18 protein-coding genes are annotated in these 23,660 nt (G+C 27.6%); 13 read left to right on the forward strand and 5 right to left on the reverse strand.

From position 1 onward, the window contains the following. The first annotated feature begins 6 nt into the window (after nt 1–6). Genes C4S76_RS04525 through C4S76_RS04540 form a run of 4 tightly spaced genes read left to right on the forward strand, consistent with a single transcriptional unit; the run spans nt 7 to nt 5,168 of the window. Nucleotides 7–1,266, forward strand: a complete 1,260-nt coding sequence (locus tag C4S76_RS04525; protein ID WP_105193090.1) for a DUF4876 domain-containing protein — start codon at nt 7–9, stop codon at nt 1,264–1,266. A gap of 28 nt (nt 1,267–1,294) precedes the next feature. Then, the gene (locus tag C4S76_RS04530) at nt 1,295–2,485 is read left to right on the forward strand and encodes a DUF4876 domain-containing protein (RefSeq protein WP_105193092.1); all 1,191 of its coding nucleotides are present in this window, start codon (nt 1,295–1,297) and stop codon (nt 2,483–2,485) included. 6 nt (nt 2,486–2,491) lie between these two features. Continuing rightward, a complete protein-coding gene (locus C4S76_RS04535; protein WP_105193094.1) occupies nt 2,492–4,018 on the forward strand; it encodes a DUF6850 family outer membrane beta-barrel protein in 1,527 nt (508 codons plus the stop codon). 13 nt (nt 4,019–4,031) lie between these two features. Continuing rightward, the gene (locus tag C4S76_RS04540) at nt 4,032–5,168 is read left to right on the forward strand and encodes a cytochrome-c peroxidase (RefSeq protein ID WP_105193096.1); all 1,137 of its coding nucleotides are present in this window, start codon (nt 4,032–4,034) and stop codon (nt 5,166–5,168) included. 940 nt (nt 5,169–6,108) lie between these two features. On the opposite strand, the gene C4S76_RS04545 is transcribed toward C4S76_RS04540, so the two are convergent. Beyond that, complete coding sequence (locus tag C4S76_RS04545; protein ID WP_146105682.1) at nt 6,109–7,038, reverse strand: hypothetical protein; 930 nt, start codon at nt 7,036–7,038, stop codon at nt 6,109–6,111. Nucleotides 7,039–7,376: 338 nt separating this feature from the next. After that, the gene (locus C4S76_RS04550; protein ID WP_105193100.1) at nt 7,377–7,835 is read right to left on the reverse strand and encodes a DUF4268 domain-containing protein; all 459 of its coding nucleotides are present in this window, start codon (nt 7,833–7,835) and stop codon (nt 7,377–7,379) included. 104 nt (nt 7,836–7,939) lie between these two features. On the opposite strand from C4S76_RS04550, the gene C4S76_RS04555 reads away from it, so the two are divergent. From C4S76_RS04555 to pafA, 9 genes are all read left to right on the forward strand, one after another. Then, nucleotides 7,940–9,115, forward strand: coding sequence for a class I SAM-dependent methyltransferase (locus C4S76_RS04555; protein WP_245915791.1), 1,176 nt, complete (start codon nt 7,940–7,942; stop codon nt 9,113–9,115). A gap of 102 nt (nt 9,116–9,217) precedes the next feature. Then, nucleotides 9,218–10,522, forward strand: coding sequence for a serine hydrolase domain-containing protein (locus C4S76_RS04560; protein WP_105193102.1), 1,305 nt, complete (start codon nt 9,218–9,220; stop codon nt 10,520–10,522). A gap of 361 nt (nt 10,523–10,883) precedes the next feature. Beyond that, on the forward strand, nt 10,884–12,332 hold the full coding sequence (asnS, locus tag C4S76_RS04565; RefSeq protein WP_105193104.1) for an asparagine--tRNA ligase: 1,449 nt from the start codon (nt 10,884–10,886) through the stop codon (nt 12,330–12,332). A gap of 417 nt (nt 12,333–12,749) precedes the next feature. Next, nucleotides 12,750–14,216, forward strand: a complete 1,467-nt coding sequence (rpoN, locus tag C4S76_RS04570; protein ID WP_105193106.1) for an RNA polymerase factor sigma-54 — start codon at nt 12,750–12,752, stop codon at nt 14,214–14,216. 140 nt (nt 14,217–14,356) lie between these two features. Then, nucleotides 14,357–15,151, forward strand: coding sequence for a thymidylate synthase (locus C4S76_RS04575; protein ID WP_105193108.1), 795 nt, complete (start codon nt 14,357–14,359; stop codon nt 15,149–15,151). A gap of 227 nt (nt 15,152–15,378) precedes the next feature. Then, the gene (locus C4S76_RS04580; protein ID WP_105193110.1) at nt 15,379–15,972 is read left to right on the forward strand and encodes a DJ-1/PfpI family protein; all 594 of its coding nucleotides are present in this window, start codon (nt 15,379–15,381) and stop codon (nt 15,970–15,972) included. Between the two features lie 380 nt (nt 15,973–16,352). Then, nucleotides 16,353–16,691: a translation initiation factor gene (locus tag C4S76_RS04585; protein WP_105193112.1), complete on the forward strand. Its 339-nt coding sequence runs from the start codon at nt 16,353–16,355 to the stop codon at nt 16,689–16,691. Nucleotides 16,692–16,748: 57 nt separating this feature from the next. Continuing rightward, nucleotides 16,749–17,633 (forward strand): nucleoside phosphorylase, encoded by an 885-nt coding sequence (locus tag C4S76_RS04590; RefSeq protein ID WP_105193114.1) that lies wholly within the window; start codon nt 16,749–16,751, stop codon nt 17,631–17,633. Between the two features lie 86 nt (nt 17,634–17,719). After that, nucleotides 17,720–19,348: an alkaline phosphatase PafA gene (gene pafA / locus C4S76_RS04595; protein WP_105193116.1), complete on the forward strand. Its 1,629-nt coding sequence runs from the start codon at nt 17,720–17,722 to the stop codon at nt 19,346–19,348. A gap of 814 nt (nt 19,349–20,162) precedes the next feature. Here the strand turns inward: pafA and C4S76_RS04600 are convergent. From C4S76_RS04600 to trxB, 3 genes are all read right to left on the reverse strand, one after another. Then, nucleotides 20,163–21,584 (reverse strand): amino acid permease, encoded by a 1,422-nt coding sequence (locus tag C4S76_RS04600; protein ID WP_105193118.1) that lies wholly within the window; start codon nt 21,582–21,584, stop codon nt 20,163–20,165. 96 nt (nt 21,585–21,680) lie between these two features. Next, nucleotides 21,681–22,301, reverse strand: coding sequence for a recombination mediator RecR (gene recR / locus C4S76_RS04605; RefSeq protein WP_105193120.1), 621 nt, complete (start codon nt 22,299–22,301; stop codon nt 21,681–21,683). Between the two features lie 24 nt (nt 22,302–22,325). Further along, nucleotides 22,326–23,279, reverse strand: coding sequence for a thioredoxin-disulfide reductase (gene trxB / locus C4S76_RS04610; RefSeq protein ID WP_105193122.1), 954 nt, complete (start codon nt 23,277–23,279; stop codon nt 22,326–22,328). Nucleotides 23,280–23,660: the final 381 nt, after the last annotated feature.

Below are 23,660 nucleotides of genomic sequence, written 5' to 3' on the forward strand. Positions count from 1 at the left end.
TAAAATATGAAAAAATTCAAATATGGAAAAGAAATATTTGCTTTATTCTTAAGCATGCTTTTCTTGTTATACAACTGTTCAAATGATGACAGTTATACAGAAACAGAACAAAACAATTTTACAACCCATCTTTTATACCCTGAAGGTATAAAAGATGATGCTAAAGGAAACTTTACCCTCTTATTAAAAGAGAAAAACTCGGGAACTGAATACAAATTTGAAAATGAAACTGAAAAAAGCATTACTAAACACATTATTTCCGGAAATTATCAAATAAATATAGAAGGATATGTTGTAGTTGAAAATGACACTTTAAATGTTTATGGTCTAATAGAAAACATCCAAATAAACACTACAAACAATAACCTAACTATACCTCTTTATCTTAAAAATATCAACAAAGATGGAGATTTTGTTATTCAGGAAGTTTTTTTTACAGGAACAATATACCCTACCGGTAAAAAATACGACTCAGGAAAATATTTTAAAATCTATAATAACAGTAACCGAACCTTATATGCTGATGGTTTATTAATTTGCCTATCAGAATTTAACCCCTGGACTAAACGTGATGTAACCCCCAATATTTTTAGCAGTTCCTTTCCTGTTTCAGCCATACTAATGCTACCCGGGAAAGGAAAAGACTATCCGGTAGAACCAGGAAAATCCATAGTTGTTTGCGACAATGCCATAAATCATAAAACTACAAATCCTAATGCCTATAATCTGACTCCTGCTGCTGTTATTGGAAAAGCAGGTACTCAATATCTTTTTGAGTTTCCTAATACAGATAATCCAAAATTAGGAGAAGTAGATAATCCGGAAGTTCCCAATGCAAAAGTTATTTTCACCACCATGAAACTTAATACAGTTTATTTGCATAATAGAGGGGCAGAAACCTATGCCATAGCCCGGTTGGGAGAAAACATTTCCCTAAATGAATATCTGAATCAATACAAATATGATTATTCTTATTTAAATGAAGCAGGGAATATATTTAAAAGGTCAGTATATAAAATACCTAATGAATGGATTGCAGATGCGGCAAATGTAAGTACTCCGGGAAAACATAACTGGCTGGTTATTTCTCCCTCTATAGACAGAGGTTGGACCTATTGCTCTTTAAATGATAAAGATATTACAAGATTTGATACATGTATAAAAAGAAAAATTAAAGAAAAAAATGCTAATGGAATAGATATTTTACAAGATACAAATAATTCAACTGAAGATTTTATTCCCAGAGCTAAACTTTTTCTAAAATAATAATATATAACATTAAATAAATAAAACAATGAAATTAATTAACAAAATACTATTTAATATAGTAATTATTTTACTTTTTTTTTCCTGTTCTTCAGATGATGATATGGATATTTCTTCAAATAGCAAAACAAAAGTAGAATTAAGACTATCTTATCCTCAAGAAATAGATATTTCATCTCCTGTAAATTTTATTGTCTCATTTAAAGAAATAAATTCAGGAATAGAAACCCAAGTAGAAAGTAAATCTCCTATTTTAAATATCGATCTCATCAGCGGAAATTATAAAATATCCGTTGAAGGAGTTATTGACAATGATAAAGCCCCAATTAAACTAACCGGCATATTAGAATCCATATCTATTACAGGAGAAAATCAAATAATAGAACTTTCTGTACATCAATCCATAACCCAAAAAGGAGATTTAATATTTGAAGAAATTTATTATACGGGTAGTAAAAACTCGCTAACAGGAATCCCATACTTTGGCGACCGATACTTTAAGCTATACAACAATTCGGATTATGTAGTATATGCTGACGGATTACTTTTAGCTGAATCAGAATTTACAACTAATGATAAAAATGACTATTCTCCTAATATTATGGAACAAAAATTTGCGGCCGGAGGCATAATTATTTTACCTGGTAAAGGGAAAGATTATCCTATTCCACCAAGATCTTCCATAGTAATAGCAGAAAGTGCTAATAATCATAATGCAATAGATAAAAATTATATCAATTTAAGTTCTGCAAATTTTGAAATGTATAGTCCTTATGATGATGAAAGTGTAGACAATCCACAAGTACCTAACACTTCGGAATTGTTTAATTCTGTATCTATTGATAAAAAAGGAGTTAGGAGCTACGTGATTGCTCGTCTACCGGAAAATATGTCCAAAGAAACTTTTCTTGCAGAAAATAGTTACCATTATACATATAATGAATTTGGTTTTCTTATGGATGGAGATGCTATGGCCATTCCCAATAATTGGATTATAGATGCTGTTAATTTAAGTAATGGTAAAGATCCAGATTGGATTTTAACATCAACTTCTTTAGATAGCGGATGGACAACTTGCAGCCTTCATGAAGGAGATGAATCCAGATACGGAAAGAGTGTAAACAGAATAGTTACTACCCAAATACCTTATAAAATATTACAAGATACCAATAATTCTAAAAAAGATTTTAAATCAGGAAAACCATCATTAAAAAAGTAAACAAATATGACATATAGGAATAAAACATATTTTGTTATTTTATTATTGGTAAGTATATCTTGCTTTGGGCAAGTTATAGATACTTTACAACTTACTTTGACTGATAAATATGACTTCCGGAGCAATTTTTACAGATATCAAATAGAAAAAAATCCGGCCAATATGTTTTATTACAGGAATTTTTCTTTCTCAGAAATATTTAGCGAATATCACATTCAAAATTCAAATAAATATTATGAAGTTAATAAAGGAAAAGGTTTAGAAGGCATAAAAGTAGAAGTAGAATCATACCAAATACTATCTCCCCAAAAACATATAGTTTGGGGAAAAGCCTTTTATTCCAAAAATGTTATAAAAAAAGTAGTTTTAAATGAAAATTCCGACCTAGAAAATATATATCCCTATATATCAGCAGATAGCATTGGAGGAAATTTAAATAACGAAACTTATTTTTTTGAAGGTGGCTATTCTTATAAATCCGGAAAAAATATACTAGGTATTTTCGGACGTTACAAAGCACAACAAGAATATAGAGATATAGATCCCAGACCCAAGAATCTGGTGTCAGATTTAGATATTGATTTGGGGTACAGTAGAAATATCTTACATCAATATACTGTTTCGGCTAATATGGGATTTAAAAATTATACCCAAAACAATGATGTTAAATTTGCCAGTCTTGTAGGTAAACCTGTACTTTACCAGATGCTAGGACTGGGCAACTATAGTTATCTCTTTACAGGAAAAGTTTTTAATACTAGTTTTAGTGGTAATACATACAGAGGTGGAATTCAATTTTTTAATTCCGAAAAAAAGAATTTTTTCTTTTCTGCAAATATTGAAAGATTCAACAATAAAAAAGTAGAAGAAAACACCAATAGTAAACTAACACTTTCTAAGATTAAAGAAAATCTATACTATATTTCCTTAATAAAATTATTTGACCCAAGTAGTAATTATACCTTAGGGATTAGTATAAACGGTACTTACAAAGAAAGAAGCGGTACAGAATTTTATTACATAGATTTAGGTTCGCACATGGATTGTATAGATAAAAAACAACAATATTCTCATAAAAAAAGCGACCTAAATCTATCTTTTTTATATTCAAGAAAAATTGTTAACGGCTCCTACTCTATCAGCCCCTTCACTAATTTAATAAATGAAAAAGAAAAATATGTTTACCCCTATTCTTATCAAGAATTTTCCGACATATCTTGGGGTATAAACCTGGGACTAAATAAATCTTTTTCTTCGGGAACTCATTTTTTTATTTCATCCGCTGTAAGCTGGAAAGAATCTTTAAGTTCCGAAAATAAATTAAAAATGACAGGAATCCAAGATAGTTTTCAAAAACAGCTCAAAGATAATTTTGAATTTAAATCTTCAAATTATTTCAAAACAAACTTACAAGTAAAAGTATATTTCAAAATTTCTAATCTAAACTTGTTCGTAGACCAATCCTTACAATATACATTCTATCACCAAAAGCCTAATTATTCACAATCAATAAGTTTAGGATTAGTTTTTTAAATGTAAAACAGACATGAAAAACCTAAAGAGCATATTCTTAAAAATATTTTTATTAATAGTTATCCTTTTCTGCTTTTATAATTATAAAAGTCATACAGTTGATATAAAAGAAATCATAGAAAGCTATAAACAACCTTTGGAAAAATGGCCTTCACCTTTTATAGATAAAGGTATTCCATGGAAAGAATTTGAACCGCTTGAAATGGACACACTTTTCTATGAAACTCAGGAACAACCGGAAGTTATTTTAGGTAAAATGCTATTTTTTGATCCTAAACTTTCTTCCTCCAATCAAATTTCTTGTAGCAGTTGCCATGATCCGGAATTAGGATGGACAGACCATCGTAGTGTTTCTTTAGGGCACGACCATCAATTGGGAAGAAGAAATGCACCTTCTCTATACAATTCTGCTTTCAAAGATAAAATGTTTTGGGATGGTAGAGCTTCTAGCCTGGAGGAACAAATAGCGGGTCCTTTGGAAGCTCATAATGAGATGAGCTTTAATAAAGATCTAGTGGTAAAAAAACTTTCTAAAATAAAAGGGTATAAAAGTCTTTTTAAAAATGCTTACGGAAATGAAAAAATAACTTATGAACGTATCACTAAAGCCATAGCAGCTTTTGAAAGAACTATAAAAAGTCAACCCGGCAGGTTTGATAAGTTTATAAATGGTAATTATTCTACACTTACAGATAAAGAAATATATGGTATGCATATATTCAGGACTAAAGCAAGATGCATGAACTGCCATTATGGTAAATATTTTACTGATGAAAAATTTCACAACATTGGTCTTACTTATTATAAAAGAGAATTTGAGGATTTAGGGTTATATGAAACCACAAAAGATCCTAAGGATGTTGGTAAATTTAAAACCCCGTCTTTGAGAGATTTACTACTTACTCGCCCCTGGATGCACAATGGCTTTATGGATAATTTAACAGGCATCATTAATTTATATAATAATACTCTATTAATAAATAATCCTACTAAAGAACAAAAACTTAAAGATCCTATGTATCCGGTAATTGACTCTCTTATAATTCCTTTAAATTTAAAACAGGACGAAATTGAAGCTTTAGAATCTTTTTTAGAAGTCCTCTCTTCAAGTAGATATAAAATGCAAAGACCGGATTTTCCTAAAAAATAAATAAGTATTAATAATTAAATTAAAACCAAGATTATATTTTTAATATATTTTGTATTCCTTTTCTACGAAAAACGAAAAGTTACATAATTTTTAATTTATATACACTAAGTATAAAATTGATTAATTTTTTTGGTGATAAATACACAATATCAATTTCGATTTATGGTAAGTATGTAAAAATTAAACCAATGTGTTCGATAAAAAACTTTTGAAAGAACAATAGATTTTTTTTATTGTTATTGTATCCTTTTCAAGATTTTTTTCAAAGTATATATAGATAAAATAAATTAAAATATATATAATATAATAATGATATATTTTACATTTAAATAATATAAATACGATGTTAAAAAAGATATAGATATTATTTATATTCGATTTAATACACATTTAAGATCAAATTTATTTAATTATATTTCAAAAAATAAATAAAATAGAAAATGAATCTTTCTATATGAAAATAAAAATAATTACATTTGATGGGTTTTTAAGGAAATATATTGAAAATAAGAAGTGCCTTATTTAGTTAAAATTGCATGATTTTAAACAATTAGATATTCACAGCCTTACTAAAAAATTTTTAAAATATGTGTTCTCATCTTTATGTATTCTGGTCCTTAGCGATAATTACTAAATATGGATGCAACTCGCTTCCTTTTTATTTAATAACAGCTTCTTTGGTTGCAAGAAGAATATAAATGTAAAAATATGAGCCAAATTGGTTTTATTGTTGGTATCGTTATTGTGATTGCGATATATATGGTATATCGTAAAAAAAATAAGCAAGATGAGGAGAAATAACATTACCAAATTTCTAACAAAGGGGAACTTCTCCCCTTTTTTAACTTTAACTCTCATAAAAAATTAAAAAAATCTCCCAAAAAATATTTTTTAGGAGATTTATCTATCTTTCTTTTAAATATTTACTTATAGCATACTTTTATTTAACAATATAAGCATTCATCTCTCCAAATGAAGGTTTGCGCTTTGTTAGCATATCAATTTTATTAAAATCACAAGATTGCTTATTCTGCCTAATGACTCCAATTCTTACATCATTAAAGCGATTGTTTAACTCATAAGATATTAATTTATATGCACGTGCCTTATCTGTCATTATCTGAAGGGAATCAAAGCTGGATTTGATATTCATCAGTTCATTTTTAAATAATGGACAAGAGTCAATTATATCTTGGGGTATAAATTCATAAGCTGGTAAATTACTAAGTTTATATTTTTCTGATTTTATGAAACCTTCAGGTAAGTCTATTCCTTTATCTTTCACATACTCAAGAAAATCATGCTCACGAAATATTTTAGATTTGAATAATGTTTTTATATACTCTTCCATTAATTTCTTTTCTTTTTCGTCTACTTTACTATTAATATCGACAAAAGGATGATCCATATCAAAATGCCAATAATATTGATATTGCTCTATAAATAATGTATTACTGATTAAGAGGAAAGGTACATTTATAGTATCTCCATTTGGTTTAACATAAGGGTATAAATAATCATCTGTATATTTCAATTTATCTTCAGTTACATTTTCAGCACCTTTTACCAAATAAATTTCATGATAAAGATAATAATTACTCAATGTAGGGTTTATAATACAATTTTGATCATTGGGCTTTACAAAAAAATTAACTTTCTCACCATTGTATGTCATTGAATGTTTTCCAAAATCTAAAGTTGTCGTAACTGATGAATTACTTGGAATCTTATAATCTTGTTCATCTATCTTTACAGTGATAGTAGCAGAGGTTGGATTGTCTATTATAAAAGATTTTGAGCTTACTTTGGGGGTTGTATCGCAACTTACCAAGAATATAATAATAGCTAAGTAAAAGAATGAATTTTTCATGAGCATATTTTGTTTTTTTAAGTATAGAATAGTTGTTTTGTACAAATAGAAATACAAAGGTAGTTTTTTTATTTCTATTCATCCATGCTCTTTATTCCATTAATTAAAGCAATATTGATAATCTTGCTGATTAAATTTCAGATAAGTCGATAGATTGAGTTTATATATATTAAAGTAAAAAATAATATAAAAAGAATTAAAATGTATGATGTTTTTAATAACTAAACATATATCAATAAATTAATTATTTAATCTATTTTTATGGAATGATTAAACTTTAATACTTAAACTTTTAACAGAAAAAATACCCTTATTTAGCATAATACTTTATTTGCGATTTATTCCAACAGAAAAGCCTCTTTATAATTACTCCAAAAATTATCGAGGGCCAATAAATTTTCTTTGCAAAATGAAATAATTTCCCCCCAATCTGTTTCTCTGAAAATACTTATATTTTCTTTAGTTATTCCTATAGTACTTATAATTTTTCCTTGTTCATCATAAACTCCAAAATTCCATATCCATTTTTCATGCAAATATGTAGTTAAAATATCTTGAAACATTTCAAACTTTTCATAAATTTTTTGTTGAATTTTTGTATCTTTTGAAGAAATTTCTATAAAAACAGAGGCAGAATGATTATTTACTTTAATTCTGAAATATAAATCTTTAATACCAGTTTTATAATTTAACCAGTTAACTTTTGCTCCTCTATTCGAGGGTTGTAATGACATATATTGTCCAAAAGATATCCAAAATCTTTTTTTTCTCTGATATGCTTCTTCCTTAGAATACATAAAAAATAAAATCAATTAATAAAAACACAAATATATAATATCTCTCATTTATTAAATTAGTGCCTAAATATATAGTATTTTAGCAAAAAATTCAGATTAAAAAAGTGATAAATAAAAATTTATTGGATAAAGAGGTGCAAAAATATATAACAAATAACCTTTCTTCAGATTTATCAGAAATTAGGTTAAAAAAATCTCCATTTAAAAATGTTACCTCTCTGGAAATTGTTCAACAAATACAAGGAAAAAAAATTGCCCTAACCAAATTTCCTTTCTTAAATAAACAGAAAAATATTATCTATCCACCACATATTAACCTAGAACAAGCCTCATCTCAAAGCACAGCTTTATTTAAACAAAAAATAATAAAAGGCGAAAAAGGAATTGATTTGACTGGTGGAACCGGAATCGATAGTTATTTTATCTCAGAATATGCAAAAGAATTTTATTTTATAGAACCTGATGTTAATTTAATGGACCTTGTTATTCATAATTTTCATGCTTTAAATCGAGCTCATATTAACTTTATAAATAATACAGCTGAAAATTTTCTAAATCAAAATCAAGATTTTTTTAATTTTATTTATTTAGATCCTTCGCGTAGAGACGAAAATAAAAATAAAAAATTTTTATTGGAAGATCTCTTTCCAAATATACTCCAAATACGTGATATTTTAACTAATAAATCCACTAATGTATATATTAAATTATCACCTCTATTGGATATTCAAAAAACCATTGAACAACTTAACCTTTCAGATATTTATATACTGGCAGTGAAAAATGAAGTAAAAGAATTACTGGTTAAATTAAACCCGCAAACCTCTTTCAATACAAATCCCCATATACATTGTTTTAATTTGGAAACTTTTCAACCTGAATTTTCTTTTTATAAAGATGAAGAAAAAAATATAACTAATGTTGTTTTTTCTTCGCCAGAAAAATATTTGTTTATGCCTAACAATTCTATTTTAAAATCTGGAGCTTTTAAACTTATAAGCCTACGTTTTAATCTGAAAAAACTACACCCAAATACACACCTGTATACTTCGGATAATTTTATTGAGAATTTTCCAGGAAGATTTTTTGAAATAATTGAAACTGATTTTTCACCTTCAAAAAACATTCACAATAAATATAATATTATTAATCGTAACTATCCGTTAAATACGGAACAAATTAAAAAAAAATATTCTATAAAAGAAGGTGGAGAAAACTATATTTTTTTTACCCGTACAATTAATAAAAATATTTGTTTTCTTGCTAAACGAATTATTTAATAATGAATGATCATAGATATAATAAATTTATTTTTTTTTATAATTTCATTAGTAAAATATTAACATTTTAAATTATAACTTGCATTTTTTAAAAGAAAATCCATGCACAAAAAAAACTTGTTATTATTTATTTGTATTTGTATACTTAATTTAACTTTTTTTAGCTGTAAAAAATCAACAAATAAAAATATTAATACTTTAAATACTACTTTTCCTGGATTTCATAATATAAACTTCAATACTATTTTTACCCAATCTGAAAACCATGCCTCTAATGATAACTTAATTAAAAATCGCCTTAATAATTACTTTTCTCAAATATGGGAAGGAAAAAAGCTAAGCGGAGGAGTTTTAATAGCCAGGGGAAATACAATATTATTAGAAAAATATACAGGATATACCGATGTTAATTTAAAAAATCCTATTACCTCTACTACCCCCATGCATATAGCATCCGTAAGTAAAGTAATTACTTCTTTAGCTATATTGAAATTAGTTGAGGCAAAAAAATTAACTTTAGATCAAAAAGTAAATACTATATTACCCTCATTTCCCTATTCCGAAATTTCTGTTAAAGATTTACTTTCCCACAGAAGCGGATTACCTAATTATGCTTATTTAGTCGATGATCCTAAGATATGGGACAAGAAAAAAGAACTTACAAATAATGACATATTACAAATATTCACTACATATAAACCAGAGCTTTTATCACAACCAAACACCCATTTTTCATACTCAAATACCAATTTTGCTTTATTAGCATTAATTGTTGAAAATATTACTAAAAAGAAATTCCCTGAAGCTTTGAGCTTAATGATTTTTAAACCTCTAGGTATGAATCATTCATATGTCTTTCAAAAAAAGGACTTTGCTACAGCTACCCCTTCCTACTATGCTAATGGAAAAGCTTATAAATTTGATCATTTGGATTTAATATATGGCGACAAAAATGTATATACCACTCCCGAAGATTTGTTCAGATTAAGCCAGGCTATGTATGCCCCAAACTTTTTAAATAAAGATTTACTAAACCTTATGTTTACTCCTTACAGCAAAGAAAAAGATGGGGTAAAAAACTATGGGTTAGGTATGAGAATGAAGATTCTTAAAAATGGAAAAAAAATTACTTATCACAATGGATGGTGGCATGGAAGTAATGCTGTTTTTGTTCATCTTATTGATGAAAAAGTAACCATAATAGCTATAGGTAATAAATTTTCAAGTTCCGTTTATTCTGCTTTTAAATTAACTAGCCTATTTGGGGACTATCCACTCCCGATGGTAGAAACTGATACTTATAAATCTGATTCTATTAATATCTTATTAAATAAAATATTGGATACAAAAGATAATTCAAGTCTAGGAAATACGAATGAAGATACAATTTCCATCATACATAAATAAAAATATTTCATACTTTCTAAATGTGCAAAATAAGCATAACTTTATGCTAAAAATAGAACATTTATGATATACTGAAATTTATGTAGCTATAAAATTTGTGTATAATTTTAAATTATAAATATTAAAATAAAAAATCCGTTTTTAGACCTAATGCTTTACCAGTTATAAATGCTTTAACAAAAAGGAATTTAAAACAAAATTTTAATAACTGTATTTTATTATTTAGAATAAAAATTTATCTAATGGAAAGTTTTTATTTATAACTACTCAACATAGCCAAATAATCATTCAATCTTTTCTTTATATCTAAAAAATAACACAAAAATATTTATCTTTGCACCTTAAAATATATAAAAATTCCATGAAAATTTATAGTATCAAACAATTGTTATCTAAAGGAAAAAAAGCCCTACACGAAGAGGTTACGGTTAAAGGATGGGTACGTTCATTTCGTTCTAACCGATTTATCTCTTTGAATGACGGTTCAGGAATAAATAATCTTCAAATAGTTATAGATTTCAATAATTTTGATCCTACTATTTTAAAACAAATTACAACCGCATCCTCAATTCGAGTAGAAGGAACTGTTACAGAAAGTGAGGGTGCTGGTCAGGAAATTGAAATAATTGCAAAAAAAATAAAAATTTATGGATATGCAAATCCTGAAGAAGTTCAGGAAACAATTCTACAACCTAAAAGACACTCATTAGAAAAATTGAGAGAACAGGCTCATTTAAGATTTAGAACCAATACTTTCGCAGCTATAATGAGGGTCAGAAATGCACTGAGTTTTGCCATTCATCAGTATTTTAACCAAAATGGATTTTTTTATATAAATACACCTATTATAACAGGATCTGATGCTGAAGGAGCTGGAGAAATGTTCACCGTAACCAATTTTGATTTAAACCACCTGCCTAAAGACAATCAAGACAAGGTAGATTTTTCTCAAGATTTTTTTGGTAAAAAAACCAATCTTACCGTATCCGGACAATTAGAGGGTGAAACTGCCGCTATGGGGCTTGGGAAAATATATACTTTTGGACCTACTTTCCGGGCTGAAAACTCTAATACTACAAGACACTTAGCTGAGTTTTGGATGATAGAACCGGAAATGGCTTTTTATGACTTGGAAAAAAATATTGACCTTGCTGAAGATTTTTTAAAATATTGTATACAATATGCTGTTGACCATTGTAAAGACGATTTAGATTTTCTTAATAAAAGATTTGAAGAAGAACAAAAACAAAAACCTAAAGAAGAAAAATCCGAACAAAATTTACATGAAAAATTAGAGTTTGTACTTAATAATAAATTTATAAGATTAAGCTATACGGAAGCTGTAGAAATTCTTAAAAAATCAAAAGCTAATCAGAAAGGAAAATTCAAATATCCTATTGACGAGTGGGGAGTGGATCTACAATCTGAACATGAAAGATATTTAGTAGAAAAGCATTTTAAATCTCCAGTAGTTCTATTTGATTATCCGGCTAAAATTAAAGCTTTCTATATGCGACTAAATGAAGATCAAAAAACTGTTCGAGCAATGGATGTATTATTTCCTGGCATTGGAGAAATAATTGGAGGTTCGCAAAGAGAAGAACGTCTAGAAATTCTAAAGCAAAAAATGAATTCATTAGGAATGGATGAAAAAGAACTAAACTGGTATCTCGATACACGAAAATATGGAACAGTACCCCATTCCGGTTTTGGACTAGGATTAGAAAGACTGATTTTATTTGTGACAGGAATGAGCAATATCAGAGATGTTATACCTTTCCCTAGGACTCCAAATAACGCTGATTTTTAAAGAAACAATAAAAAAAAGATGTTCAAATTGAACATCTTTTTTTATGAGTTTTTTTACAATAATAGATTGTTAAGATAACTTAATTTTTACTTCAATTTTTAAAGAACTTTCCATTAAAATTTTTCATCAAATTATATTATTATCCTCTATTCTCTGTTAAATAAGTATAATATAAGTACTACATATTAATCTTATAATTATTAACTTACTCTATACTATTAATGAAAATTACTTTTAAATATATAATTATAAATTCAAAATATTAATTTTTATCTATTTTTAATAATATACCATCAAACTAAAAATAAAATTGATATAAAATAATTTATTAATACAATAATTATACCCGTATTTGTATCTTATCATTTAATAATGTAAATTTGATTTAAATTATTACTCAATATAAATAATAAGTCTATGTTAAAACAGGATTTAAGACTAAAACAATTATTAAAATTATCTCCGCAACAAATACAACTAATGAAGCTGGTTCAACTTCCTACTTTAGCTTTTGAAGAAGCTGTAAAACAGGAAATAGAAGAAAATCCGGCTCTGGAAAATGATGCGCAAGATGATTTTTATGATTCTGATGATCCATATGATACAAATGATTATGATGAATCTTCTGAAAATGAAATAATTGAAGCTCCTTATATCAATATAGATGATTATTTAAGCGATGATGAAATTCCATCTTATCGAACTCATTCTAATAATTATAGTGATGATGATGATGAAAAAGAAATACCTTATGCTCAGTATGAATCATTTCATGAACATTTAGAAAATCAATTACATACATTCAGATTAACAAAAGAGGAACAAGAAATTGCTGATTTTATTATAGGTAATCTGGATGATGATGGATATTTAAGAAGACAATTAAGTTCTATAGTAGATGATCTTGCTTTTACCCAAAGCATTTATACAGATATAAAAACCGTTGAGAATTTATTAATTAATTATATTCAAAAATTAGATCCTACCGGAGTTGGTGCAAGAGATTTACAGGAATGCCTTTTATTGCAATTAAAATCTCGCAATCAAACTAAAAGCGTCATGCTTGCCTATAGAATTATTGATGAAATGTTTGATGCTTTTTCTAAAAAACATTACAACAAAATACAACAGAAATTTTCTATTTCTGAAGATGAATTAAGGGATGCCATTACAGAAGTTGAAAAACTTAACCCTAAACCAGGTAAAGCTTTTACTAATAATTCAAAAAATACAGATCAGATAATACCTGATTTTACTATTAAAATTGTAAATGGTAAATTAGAATTTTCCCTAAACGGAAGAAATGCTCCTGAATTAAAAGTCTCCAGAGAATATTCTGAGATGTTTGATACATACAAGAACACAGAAAATAAATCAAAAGAACAAAAAGATGCTGTAATGTTTGTTAAACAAAAACTTGATTCTGCAAAATGGTTTATTGATGCAGTAAAACAACGTCAACAAACTTTGTTTGTTACTATGAAAGCCATTATGGATTATCAAAAAGATTATTTTTTAACCGGAGATGAAGAATTAATTAAACCTATGATTCTTAAAGATATATCTGAAATAACCGGATTAGATATTTCTACTATTTCCCGTGTAGCAAATAGTAAGTATGTAAATACTCCTTATGGTACTTTACTAATTAAAGATCTCTTTTCTGAAAGCCTCACAAATTCTGAAGGAGATGAAGTATCTACTCGAGAAATTAAAACTATATTACAAAACGTCATTGAAAAAGAAGATCCTAAAAAACCATTAACAGATGATAATTTAATGAAAATTTTAAATGACAAAGGATATAATATAGCGCGAAGAACTATTGCAAAATATAGAGATCAACTAAACATTCCGGTGGCAAGACTTAGAAAAAAAATTTAAACTTTACTTACTCAAAAATATATAATACAAATTAAATTGGTAAATATTTCTAAATATTGTATATTAAATTACACTATAATTTAAAAATAATACAAAAATTATTCACATAAATAATTTTTACATTACTTAATAATATCATTATGCAAGCCTATTTAAATCTTTTACATCATATATTAGATCATGGTACAGTTAAAGAAGACCGAACCGGAACCGGTACAATAAGTACTTTCGGATATCAAATACGCTTTAATCTACAAGAAGGATTTCCTTTAATTACTACAAAAAAAATACATCTTCGTTCTATTATTTATGAATTATTATGGTTTTTAAAAGGTGATACTAATATAAAATATTTACATGAACATAAAGTGCGAATTTGGGATGAATGGGCTGATGAAAATGGTGATTTAGGCCCTGTCTATGGACATCAATGGAGAAGCTGGGGAGCTCCTGATGGTAAACACATAGATCAGATTTCGGAAATTGTTAATCAAATAAAAAATAATCCAGATTCCCGAAGAATTATTGTTTCTGCCTGGAATGTAGCAGATATCCCTAATATGGCTTTAGCACCTTGCCATGCCTTATTTCAATTTTATGTTGCTCAAGGAAAATTATCTCTTCAACTTTATCAAAGAAGTGCAGATGTGTTTTTAGGCGTTCCGTTTAACATTGCTTCTTATTCATTATTATTACATATGATGGCACAAGTTTGTAATTTAGAAACAGGTGAATTTGTACACACTTTTGGAGATGTACATATATATAGGAATCATATAGATCAGGTAAAATTACAATTAACCCGTGAACCAAGACCTTTACCAATTTTAAAAATAAATCCTGAAGTCAAAGATATTTTTGACTTTACCTATAATGATTTTTCAATTGAAGGTTATAATCCTCACCCTCATATCAAAGGTAAAGTAGCTATTTAAAATCAAAATTTATTTTTTTTATATAATATCTATTAATTTTATTTTATATGAATTTTATCACATTTTAATTTTTAAAAATTATATTTCGTAGATTTGCCATGTGTGTTAAAATTCAGCTAAAAAACTCCAAAAGAAATGCTAATTAAGATAAAAAGGCTCATATCTTTTAGAATGAGCTTTTTTTATTTAAATCATATAATTATAATAAACATATAATTTTCGATTTTATGAAAGAAGTTTCTATTTTACTTTTTAAGGATTTTGAAACCTTAGATGTATTTGGTCCTGTTGAAATTTTTGGAAGGCTTAAAGATGTTTATTCTGTTACTTTCTATTCGTTAAATGGCGGAATCATACAAAATTCACATGGAGTTAGTTTAGAAACAGTTTCTTTAGAAAAAATATTACAAGGTACAGATATATTTTTGATTCCCGGTGGTAGGGGAACTCGTAAAGAAATAAATAATATACCATTGCTTGATATAATATTACAAATATCTCAAAAAAGTCAATTCATTCTTACTGTATGTACCGGAAGCGCTTTATTAGCAAAAACAGGTCTTCTCAATGGAAGAATTGCAACATCCAATAAAAAAGCATTTCAATGGGTAATATCAAATAATTTAAATGTCAAATGGTTAAAAAAGGCCCGCTGGACTAAAGATGGGAAATTCTATACTTCATCCGGAATAAGCTCCGGAATGGATATGGTTTTAGGCTTTATTTCTGATTTACACGGAGAAAAAATAGCAGATACTATAGCTTCTGAAATTGAATATAATTGGCAAAAAGATAAGACTATTGATAATTTTTCTATATAGTTGTTTTACGATATTTAATTCTAAACTTCATAATTTTTATTTAATGTATTTTTTTAGATATTTGGTCTAAAATAACAATTTTCATTATATATTCTTTTATAATATAATTTTTTTTATGATTTATAGCTTCTAAATCCCTGAAGTGATTTTATATAATTAAGAATAATTTTAAGTATTCTTTATTTTCTCATAAATCATTAAATGAAAAAATCTTAATTTTAACTTACTTGGAAACAAATTTAATTTTGTGAAAAATTACTTCAAAATAAAAAAAATAATCATTACTTTATGAATATGATTACATTTATTAAAACACTTTCTTTCAAAAAGAAACAATACAAAAAATAATAAATTGTAAATTCGCATTAAAATATAATACAATGGACTTGCAAGATCAGCTTAAAAAATTATTTCCTGATCATCAGTTTCAGGAAGATCTTCCTGAATTACAAGCAGAAGAAAAAAAAATATTTCTTCAGAAAGAACCTATTCTTTGCAAATATGAAAAAAAAGGAAGAAATGGAAAACCGGTTACAATTCTTGAAAATTATAATGGTACAAATGAAGATTTAAAATTATTGGCTAAAGATATCAAATCAAAATTAGGAGTAGGTGGATCTGTAAAAGAAAATTCAATTGTTATTCAAGGAAATTACCGAGATAAAATTATGGATATACTAAAAAATAAAGGTTTTAATGCAAAACGTGTTGGTGGATAACTTGAATATCTCCCCTCTATTTTATAATTATTTAAACATACAATATCTAATAAAAAAATGGCAAGTAAATTATCGAGTTCTGAATTGGTATTAAATCCTGACGGAAGTATTTATCATTGTAATATAAAACCCGAAGAATTAGCAGATACTATCATTCTAGTTGGGGACCCAAACCGTGTTTCTAATGTATCAAAATACTTTGATACGATTGAAACTCGTTCACAAAAAAGAGAGATCATCGTTAATACAGGTATACTCAATCATAAAAGGTTAACTGTTATATCCACAGGTATGGGAACTGATAATATTGATATAGTCCTTAACGAACTGGATGCTTTAGCCAATATTGATTTGAAAAAAAAGGAAATTAAACCAATTCGTAAACCATTAACATTTGTACGTTTAGGAACTTCCGGTGCAATTCAGAAAGATATTCCTGTTGATACAATAGTTGCTTCCACTCACGGACTAGGTTTTGATGGGTTAATGAGCTTTTATGCAAATACAGAATCTTTTTATGAGAATCCTATAGCTAAGGAGTTTATTATACAAACAAAATGGAATCCAAAAAGAGCTTTACCCTATTTAGCAGAAGGATCTGAAGAATTACTGCATTTAATGACAGAAAATTCTAAAGTTATATTAGGGATTACAGCTACAGCCATTGGGTTTTATGGACCTCAAGGAAGAATATTACGTTTAAATTTAGATAATGAATCTATGAATGAGCAATTAACTAAATTTACATATAATAATAATCGCATTACAAATTTTGAAATGGAAACTTCGGCTATTTATGGATTATCGCATCTTATGGGACATAAAGCCCTTTCTTTAAATACTATAGTAGCTAACAGATATTCGGGTACTTTTAGTAAAGATCCCTATTCAGCCATTGATTCAATGATTCAATTTGCCCTTGAAAAACTCACAAAATTTTAATATATATTAATTTTATATTTTTTAACCATTAGTTTTATTTCATTTAAAATTTAATTATTAATTTTTTCCAAAAACAAAAAAATATAATGAACATAAAAAAAATAACCGTTTTATTACTTCTTAATTTTACATTATATTCATATGCTCAAATTGAAAGACCTAAATTGATTGTAGGCATTGTTGTTGATCAAATGAGAATGGAATATTTATATAGATTCGGTCCTTATTTCTCAAAAAATGGTTTTAATAGATTAATAGATAAAGGGTATTTATATACTAACATGCACTATAATTATGTACCTACACATACCGCCCCCGGACATGCCTCTGTATATACCGGAACTACACCTGTAAATCATGGGATATTGGGCAATAGTTGGTACATAAGAAATTCCAAAACAAAAATATATTGCACAGAGGATTCTACAGTAACCCCACAAGGTAATCCTGAGAAACCAGAGGAAGGATTAATGTCTCCAAAAAATTTACAATCTACAACTATAACAGATGAATTAAGATTAGCCACAAATTTTCGAGGAAAAGTATTTGGAATTAGTATGAAAGACCGAGGAGCCATATTACCTGCAGGTCATTTTGCTAATAGAGCATATTGGTTATCTAATAATGGAAATTTCATTTCCAGTTCTTTTTATGGGAAAGATTTTCCCCAATGGGTTAATTCATTTAATAATGAAAAAAAATATATGAAATATATTAATGAAGGATGGAAACTACTGAAAGATCAAACATTTTATCAAGAAAGCTTAACCGATGAAAATCCTTATGAAATTTTATCCATAAATAAAGATAATAAAGCTATTTTCCCTTATAATTTAAAATCTGCTTATGAAAAAGATGGAGCTAAAGTTTTAAAATCTACTCCTTTTACTAACAATATGATTGTTGATTTTGCCAAGGAACTTATACAAAAAGAAAATTTAGGACAGGATAATGATACAGATTTTTTAACTCTTAGTTTTTCCGCTACAGATGTTATTTCCCATCAAACGTCTCCCAGATCAATGGAAACTGAAGATACATACTTGCGTTTAGACCTTTTAATCGCTGATATTCTTTCCTATTTAGATACAAAAGTTGGAAAAGAAAATTACTTACTTTTTTTGACGGCTGACCATTCCGGAGCAGAAAATCCTTTATATCTTCATGATAAGGGATATGAGGTATTTTCTTTAAAAAGAAAAGAAATAGAACAAAAATTGAAAGATTTTTCTTTAAAAACTTATGGTAACGATTTTATATCAACATATTATAACCAAAATGTGTATTTTGATGAAGAAGCAATCAAAAAAAACAGTATAAACAAAGAAGATGTATTTGAAACATTTGCTGATTATATAGAAACTTTTCCGGGAGTAAAAAGAACCTATACCGAAAAACAAATACTTAATGCTTCTGCTACTGACGAACATGGTTCTATGATTTTCAGAGGATATGACAAGACACAAAACGGACAAATTTATGTGTTATTAGATCCTGCCTATATGGAATATATGATACAAGGTACTTCACATGGAAGTTCTTATACTTACGATACTCATGTTCCGGCTATATTTTATGGTTGGAAAATACCACATGGAATTAATCATAACAAAAAATACATTACTGAAATAGCTCCTACTATTTCACAAAAAATAAGTATTACTTTTCCTAATTCAACATCTGCACAAATACTCTCAGAAATTTTAGAAAAATGATTAAAATAACATAAATTAAAATCAACTACTTCATTTTGAGAAGTAATCGTTAACAAATGGTTCTCACTATTTTGATTAAGGAAAATTGTGCTAACATTGCCATAATTTCAGGTTCAGGTATCTCAAAGGTATAATCTTCTTATGTTTATCCTAAAAAATTAATCCAGAAGGCAAACCTACCATTGGTTACAAGTTTATGTAAGTCCATTAGAAACCTGAAATAAGACATATTTATCATTATTAAGGAGCTTTAATATAAATTTTAAAAAGCTTAATAATGTAAATCTGTATGCGTTTCTTGCATTAGAAAAATTTCCTCCATTTACTAAATAACCTAAAAAACAAACTTATACTTTCTATTAAATCGATATAGAAATTCATATATTTATCTGTAGAAGTACCAAATTATACCAGCAACTGTTCTTACCTCATGGACAATTGCGAAGTTGTTCCTACACCTTTAGTATCAGATAGTATCAGAGGTTAACTCTTACAAATCACTCTGAGTTCTATATATAATTTTATATAACCATTAAACATTTCATTATTTATATGTATTTTATAGAGAGATGATTCAAATACTTATACTCCTCCTATTAGATGAAACTAAGTAACCATTTATTTACTGATCCAGTGTTAATAAATAATCCTTATTCCTTTTTTCCGCCTCTAAATAAAGAATTTGTTATGAACTATGCATATAATTACTGACTCGGAAATAATATCCTCATGATATACAAAAATTCTATAATATTTGAATTTCTTTTTATTATAAATTAAATTTAAAAATCAAAATATAAATCAAATAAAAAAATTACTTTTGTTTTTTATTTTGTTGAACAAATTTATAACCTATAAATAAGATAATTAACCAAACAGGAATTAATTCTACAGATAATTTCATACCAGTAAGCCACATAATTATCAATATACCTATTAGAAATATTAAGCATATATAATTTGTAACAGGATAGCCGAAAGATCTAAATTTCGGTATTATTCTATCTTTATTTTTAGATTTCCTGAAAAATAAGTGGGTTAAACTTATCATTATCCAGTTAATAATTAAAGTGGATACAACGAAGGACATTAAATATTCTAGTGCTTCTTGAGGTATTAATTTATTAATAATAACACATATAGCAGCAAAAACAGCTGATATAAGAATAGCCATGATAGGAACATGATTTTTATTTAAACGAGATAAAAACTTCGGAGCATTACCTTGAATAGATAATCCATATAACATTCGGCTATTGCAATATACACTACTGTTATATACTGATAAAGCAGCAGTTAAAACTACTAAGTTTAAAATATTTGCTACAATATGGGTGAAATAAATTGTAAATCCGGCAATTGTAAATCGAAAACCTTTTAAAGTATTAAAAACAGTAACAAAAGGGCTACTGTCAATTGTAATTTCTCTCCAAGGAGAAAGTGAAAATAAAATTATTAAAGCACCTACATAAAAAATCAAAATTCGATATATAACTTGATTAGTTGCTTTAGGAATGGTTTTTTCCGGATGTTCTGCTTCTGCAGAAGTAATACCTATAAGTTCCAAACCACCGAATGAAAACATGATTATAGCCATAGCCGCCAACAATCCCTGATATTTTCCATTTTCATTCATTGAAAAAAAACCTTTTGGAAAAAAACCTTCATCATTCCAAAGATTGGCTATAGAAGCATGGGGTCCGCCTGTACCGCTAAGTAATAAATAACAGCCAAATACTATCATTGCAATAATAGCTATAACTTTTATTATTGCAAACCAAAATTCGGCTTCTCCATATATTTTAACATTTGCCAAATTGATAGCATTTATTATCAAGAAAAAAAATAAACTGGAAACCCATAATGGTATATGAGGCCACCAAAATTGTACATAAGTGCCTATAGCTGTTAATTCAGCCATACTTACGAAAATATACAATATCCAATAATTCCAACCAGAGATGAATCCTGCAAACGGTCCCCAATATTTATAGGCAAAATAACTAAAACTTCCTGATACCGGTTCTTCGACTACCATTTCCCCCAATTGGCGCATAATCATAAAGGCAATAAATCCGGCAAAAGCATAGCCTAAAATAACCGAAGGTCCTGCCATAACGGCTGCAGGTCCAATTCCTAAAAATAATCCTGTACCTATAGCACCACCCAAAGCTATTAGCTGAATGTGTCGATTAGTAAGTCCTCTTTTTAAATTTTTTTTTTCTTTTGTTTCCAAATGCTGTCAAATAAATTCCTACAAATATAAGCATATATAGGAGGTTAAAAAATTAAAAAAACCTGAAGTAATCACTTCAGGTTTTTTTAATTTAAATCAATCTTTTTTTATATTTTGATGATAAGGAATTCTATTTTGAATCGATCTTATTAAAGTAAGTTCATCTGTATATTCTAACTCTTCACCTATACCTATTCCTCTTGCTATGGTTGTAAATTTAATTTCGGTATCTCCTAAAATTTTGTAAATATAAAACATAGTTGTATCTCCTTCTATAGTAGCACTTAAAGCAAATATGATTTCTTCTACCTTTTGTTCTTTTATTCGTTTTAATAACGGAGTAATACACAAATCGGCAGGGCTTATTCCTTCCATAGGAGATATCTTTCCTCCCAGCACATGATATTTTCCTGTATATTGATGTGTACTTTCTATAGCCATTACATCCCGTATATCTTCAACTACACATATAATTTTATCATCACGATATATATTAGAACAAATATGGCAAATATCTGTATCAGAAAGGTTATTACAAATTTTACAATGTTTTATTTCATTTACTAAATTAGACAATGCTTTTGTTAAATTTTCTGTCTGAATTATGGGTACATCCAACAAATGAAGTGCTAACCTTAAAGCTGTTCTTTTTCCTATTCCGGGTAATTTTGAAATTTCTTCTACAGCCTGTTCTAATATTTCACTGGAAAAATTCATGAAGTTATGAAAACCTTAAACAATTTAATGGTTATTAAGTATTAAATATTTTTCTGCATCCAAGGCTGCCATACAACCAGAACCAGCAGCTGTAATAGCCTGTCTGTAATGTTTATCTGCTACATCACCTGCCGCAAAAACTCCGGGAACATTCGTTTCTGTTGAAAATGGTTTTACCTGAATATATCCGGTTTCATCCATATCAATTTTTCCTTGAAATACTTTAGTATTAGGTTGGTGACCAATAGCTATAAATATACCATCTACTTCTAATACGGTTTGTTCATTGGTTTTATTATTTACTACAACTGCCCCGCCCACTAAATTGTTTTCTCCTTTTAAATCAACAACTTCATGATTATACATTAGTGTAATATTTGAGGTTTGGACTAATCTTTCCTGCATAATTTTAGAAGCTCGTAAATAATCTTTTCTAACAACCATATAAACTCTTTTACATATTTTAGCCAAATAGGTAGCCTCTTCTACAGCTGTATCTCCTCCTCCTACTACTACTACATTTTTTCCTCTGTAAAAAAAACCATCGCAGGTAGCACAAGCAGAAACTCCTCCTCCTTTATATTTTTCTTCAAAATCTTTACCAAGATATTTTGCACTTGCTCCTGTTGATATTATTACAGTTCTAGTTTGATATTCCTTCCCCGAGGAAGTTATTACTTGATGAATATCTCCTGGATTTTCTCCAAAAACTATTTCAGTTACTGTATCTACAATTAACTTTGTACCAAATTTTTCAGCTTGTTTTTGAAGTTGCAACATCATTTCCGGGCCTGTAATTCCTTCCGGATACCCTGGGAAATTTTCCACTTCCGTAGTGGTAGTTAATTGTCCGCCTAGTTCCATACCGGAAATTAAAACCGGATGTATTTCGGCTCTTGCTGCATAAATTGCAGCTGTAAATCCTGCGGGTCCTGACCCAATAATGATAGTTTGTAAAATATTGTTATCTGTTGACATTTAATTATTTTTTATTATTGAATTTAAACGAAATTACAAAATTAGTGATTTAGATATATTTTTGCTTTATATATTTTTCAGATACTACTATTAATAAAATCTTTGAAGTATTATTTTTAATTAATAGCTTAAACAACTAATAAATTTGTTTCACTATTTTTAACTACATTGATTTATCATTATATATTTAGCGGAAAAAAATATAGTTTGTTATTAACCATAATTACTTACTATTATTTTGCTTGCTTGTATTTAAGAAAGAGTGGTTAATGAAAAATTAAAAGAAAACTGAAAAAATATAGTACAAACTTTATTATCTACATAATTGAAATTGAATAATAATAATTTCTTATAAAATAAATTTTAATGATTAAAATATAA

Source organism: Apibacter adventoris (assembly GCF_002964965.1).
Lineage (GTDB): Bacteria > Bacteroidota > Bacteroidia > Flavobacteriales > Weeksellaceae > Apibacter > Apibacter adventoris.

Excerpts from the sequence above, each read along its gene's own strand:
- C4S76_RS04525 (WP_105193090.1), top strand. The coding sequence starts at position 7 with ATGAAAAAATTCAAATATGGAAAAGAAATATTTGCTTTATTCTTAAGC.
- C4S76_RS04530 (WP_105193092.1), top strand. The coding sequence starts at position 1,295 with ATGAAATTAATTAACAAAATACTATTTAATATAGTAATTATTTTACTT.
- C4S76_RS04535 (WP_105193094.1), top strand. The coding sequence starts at position 2,492 with ATGACATATAGGAATAAAACATATTTTGTTATTTTATTATTGGTAAGT.
- C4S76_RS04540 (WP_105193096.1), top strand. The coding sequence starts at position 4,032 with ATGAAAAACCTAAAGAGCATATTCTTAAAAATATTTTTATTAATAGTT.
- C4S76_RS04545 (WP_146105682.1), bottom strand. The coding sequence starts at position 7,038 with ATGAAAAATTCATTCTTTTACTTAGCTATTATTATATTCTTGGTAAGT.
- C4S76_RS04550 (WP_105193100.1), bottom strand. The coding sequence starts at position 7,835 with ATGTATTCTAAGGAAGAAGCATATCAGAGAAAAAAAAGATTTTGGATA.
- C4S76_RS04560 (WP_105193102.1), top strand. The coding sequence starts at position 9,218 with ATGCACAAAAAAAACTTGTTATTATTTATTTGTATTTGTATACTTAAT.
- asnS (WP_105193104.1), top strand. The coding sequence starts at position 10,884 with ATGAAAATTTATAGTATCAAACAATTGTTATCTAAAGGAAAAAAAGCC.
- rpoN (WP_105193106.1), top strand. The coding sequence starts at position 12,750 with ATGTTAAAACAGGATTTAAGACTAAAACAATTATTAAAATTATCTCCG.
- C4S76_RS04575 (WP_105193108.1), top strand. The coding sequence starts at position 14,357 with ATGCAAGCCTATTTAAATCTTTTACATCATATATTAGATCATGGTACA.
- C4S76_RS04580 (WP_105193110.1), top strand. The coding sequence starts at position 15,379 with ATGAAAGAAGTTTCTATTTTACTTTTTAAGGATTTTGAAACCTTAGAT.
- C4S76_RS04585 (WP_105193112.1), top strand. The coding sequence starts at position 16,353 with ATGGACTTGCAAGATCAGCTTAAAAAATTATTTCCTGATCATCAGTTT.
- C4S76_RS04590 (WP_105193114.1), top strand. The coding sequence starts at position 16,749 with ATGGCAAGTAAATTATCGAGTTCTGAATTGGTATTAAATCCTGACGGA.
- pafA (WP_105193116.1), top strand. The coding sequence starts at position 17,720 with ATGAACATAAAAAAAATAACCGTTTTATTACTTCTTAATTTTACATTA.
- recR (WP_105193120.1), bottom strand. The coding sequence starts at position 22,301 with ATGAATTTTTCCAGTGAAATATTAGAACAGGCTGTAGAAGAAATTTCA.
- trxB (WP_105193122.1), bottom strand. The coding sequence starts at position 23,279 with ATGTCAACAGATAACAATATTTTACAAACTATCATTATTGGGTCAGGA.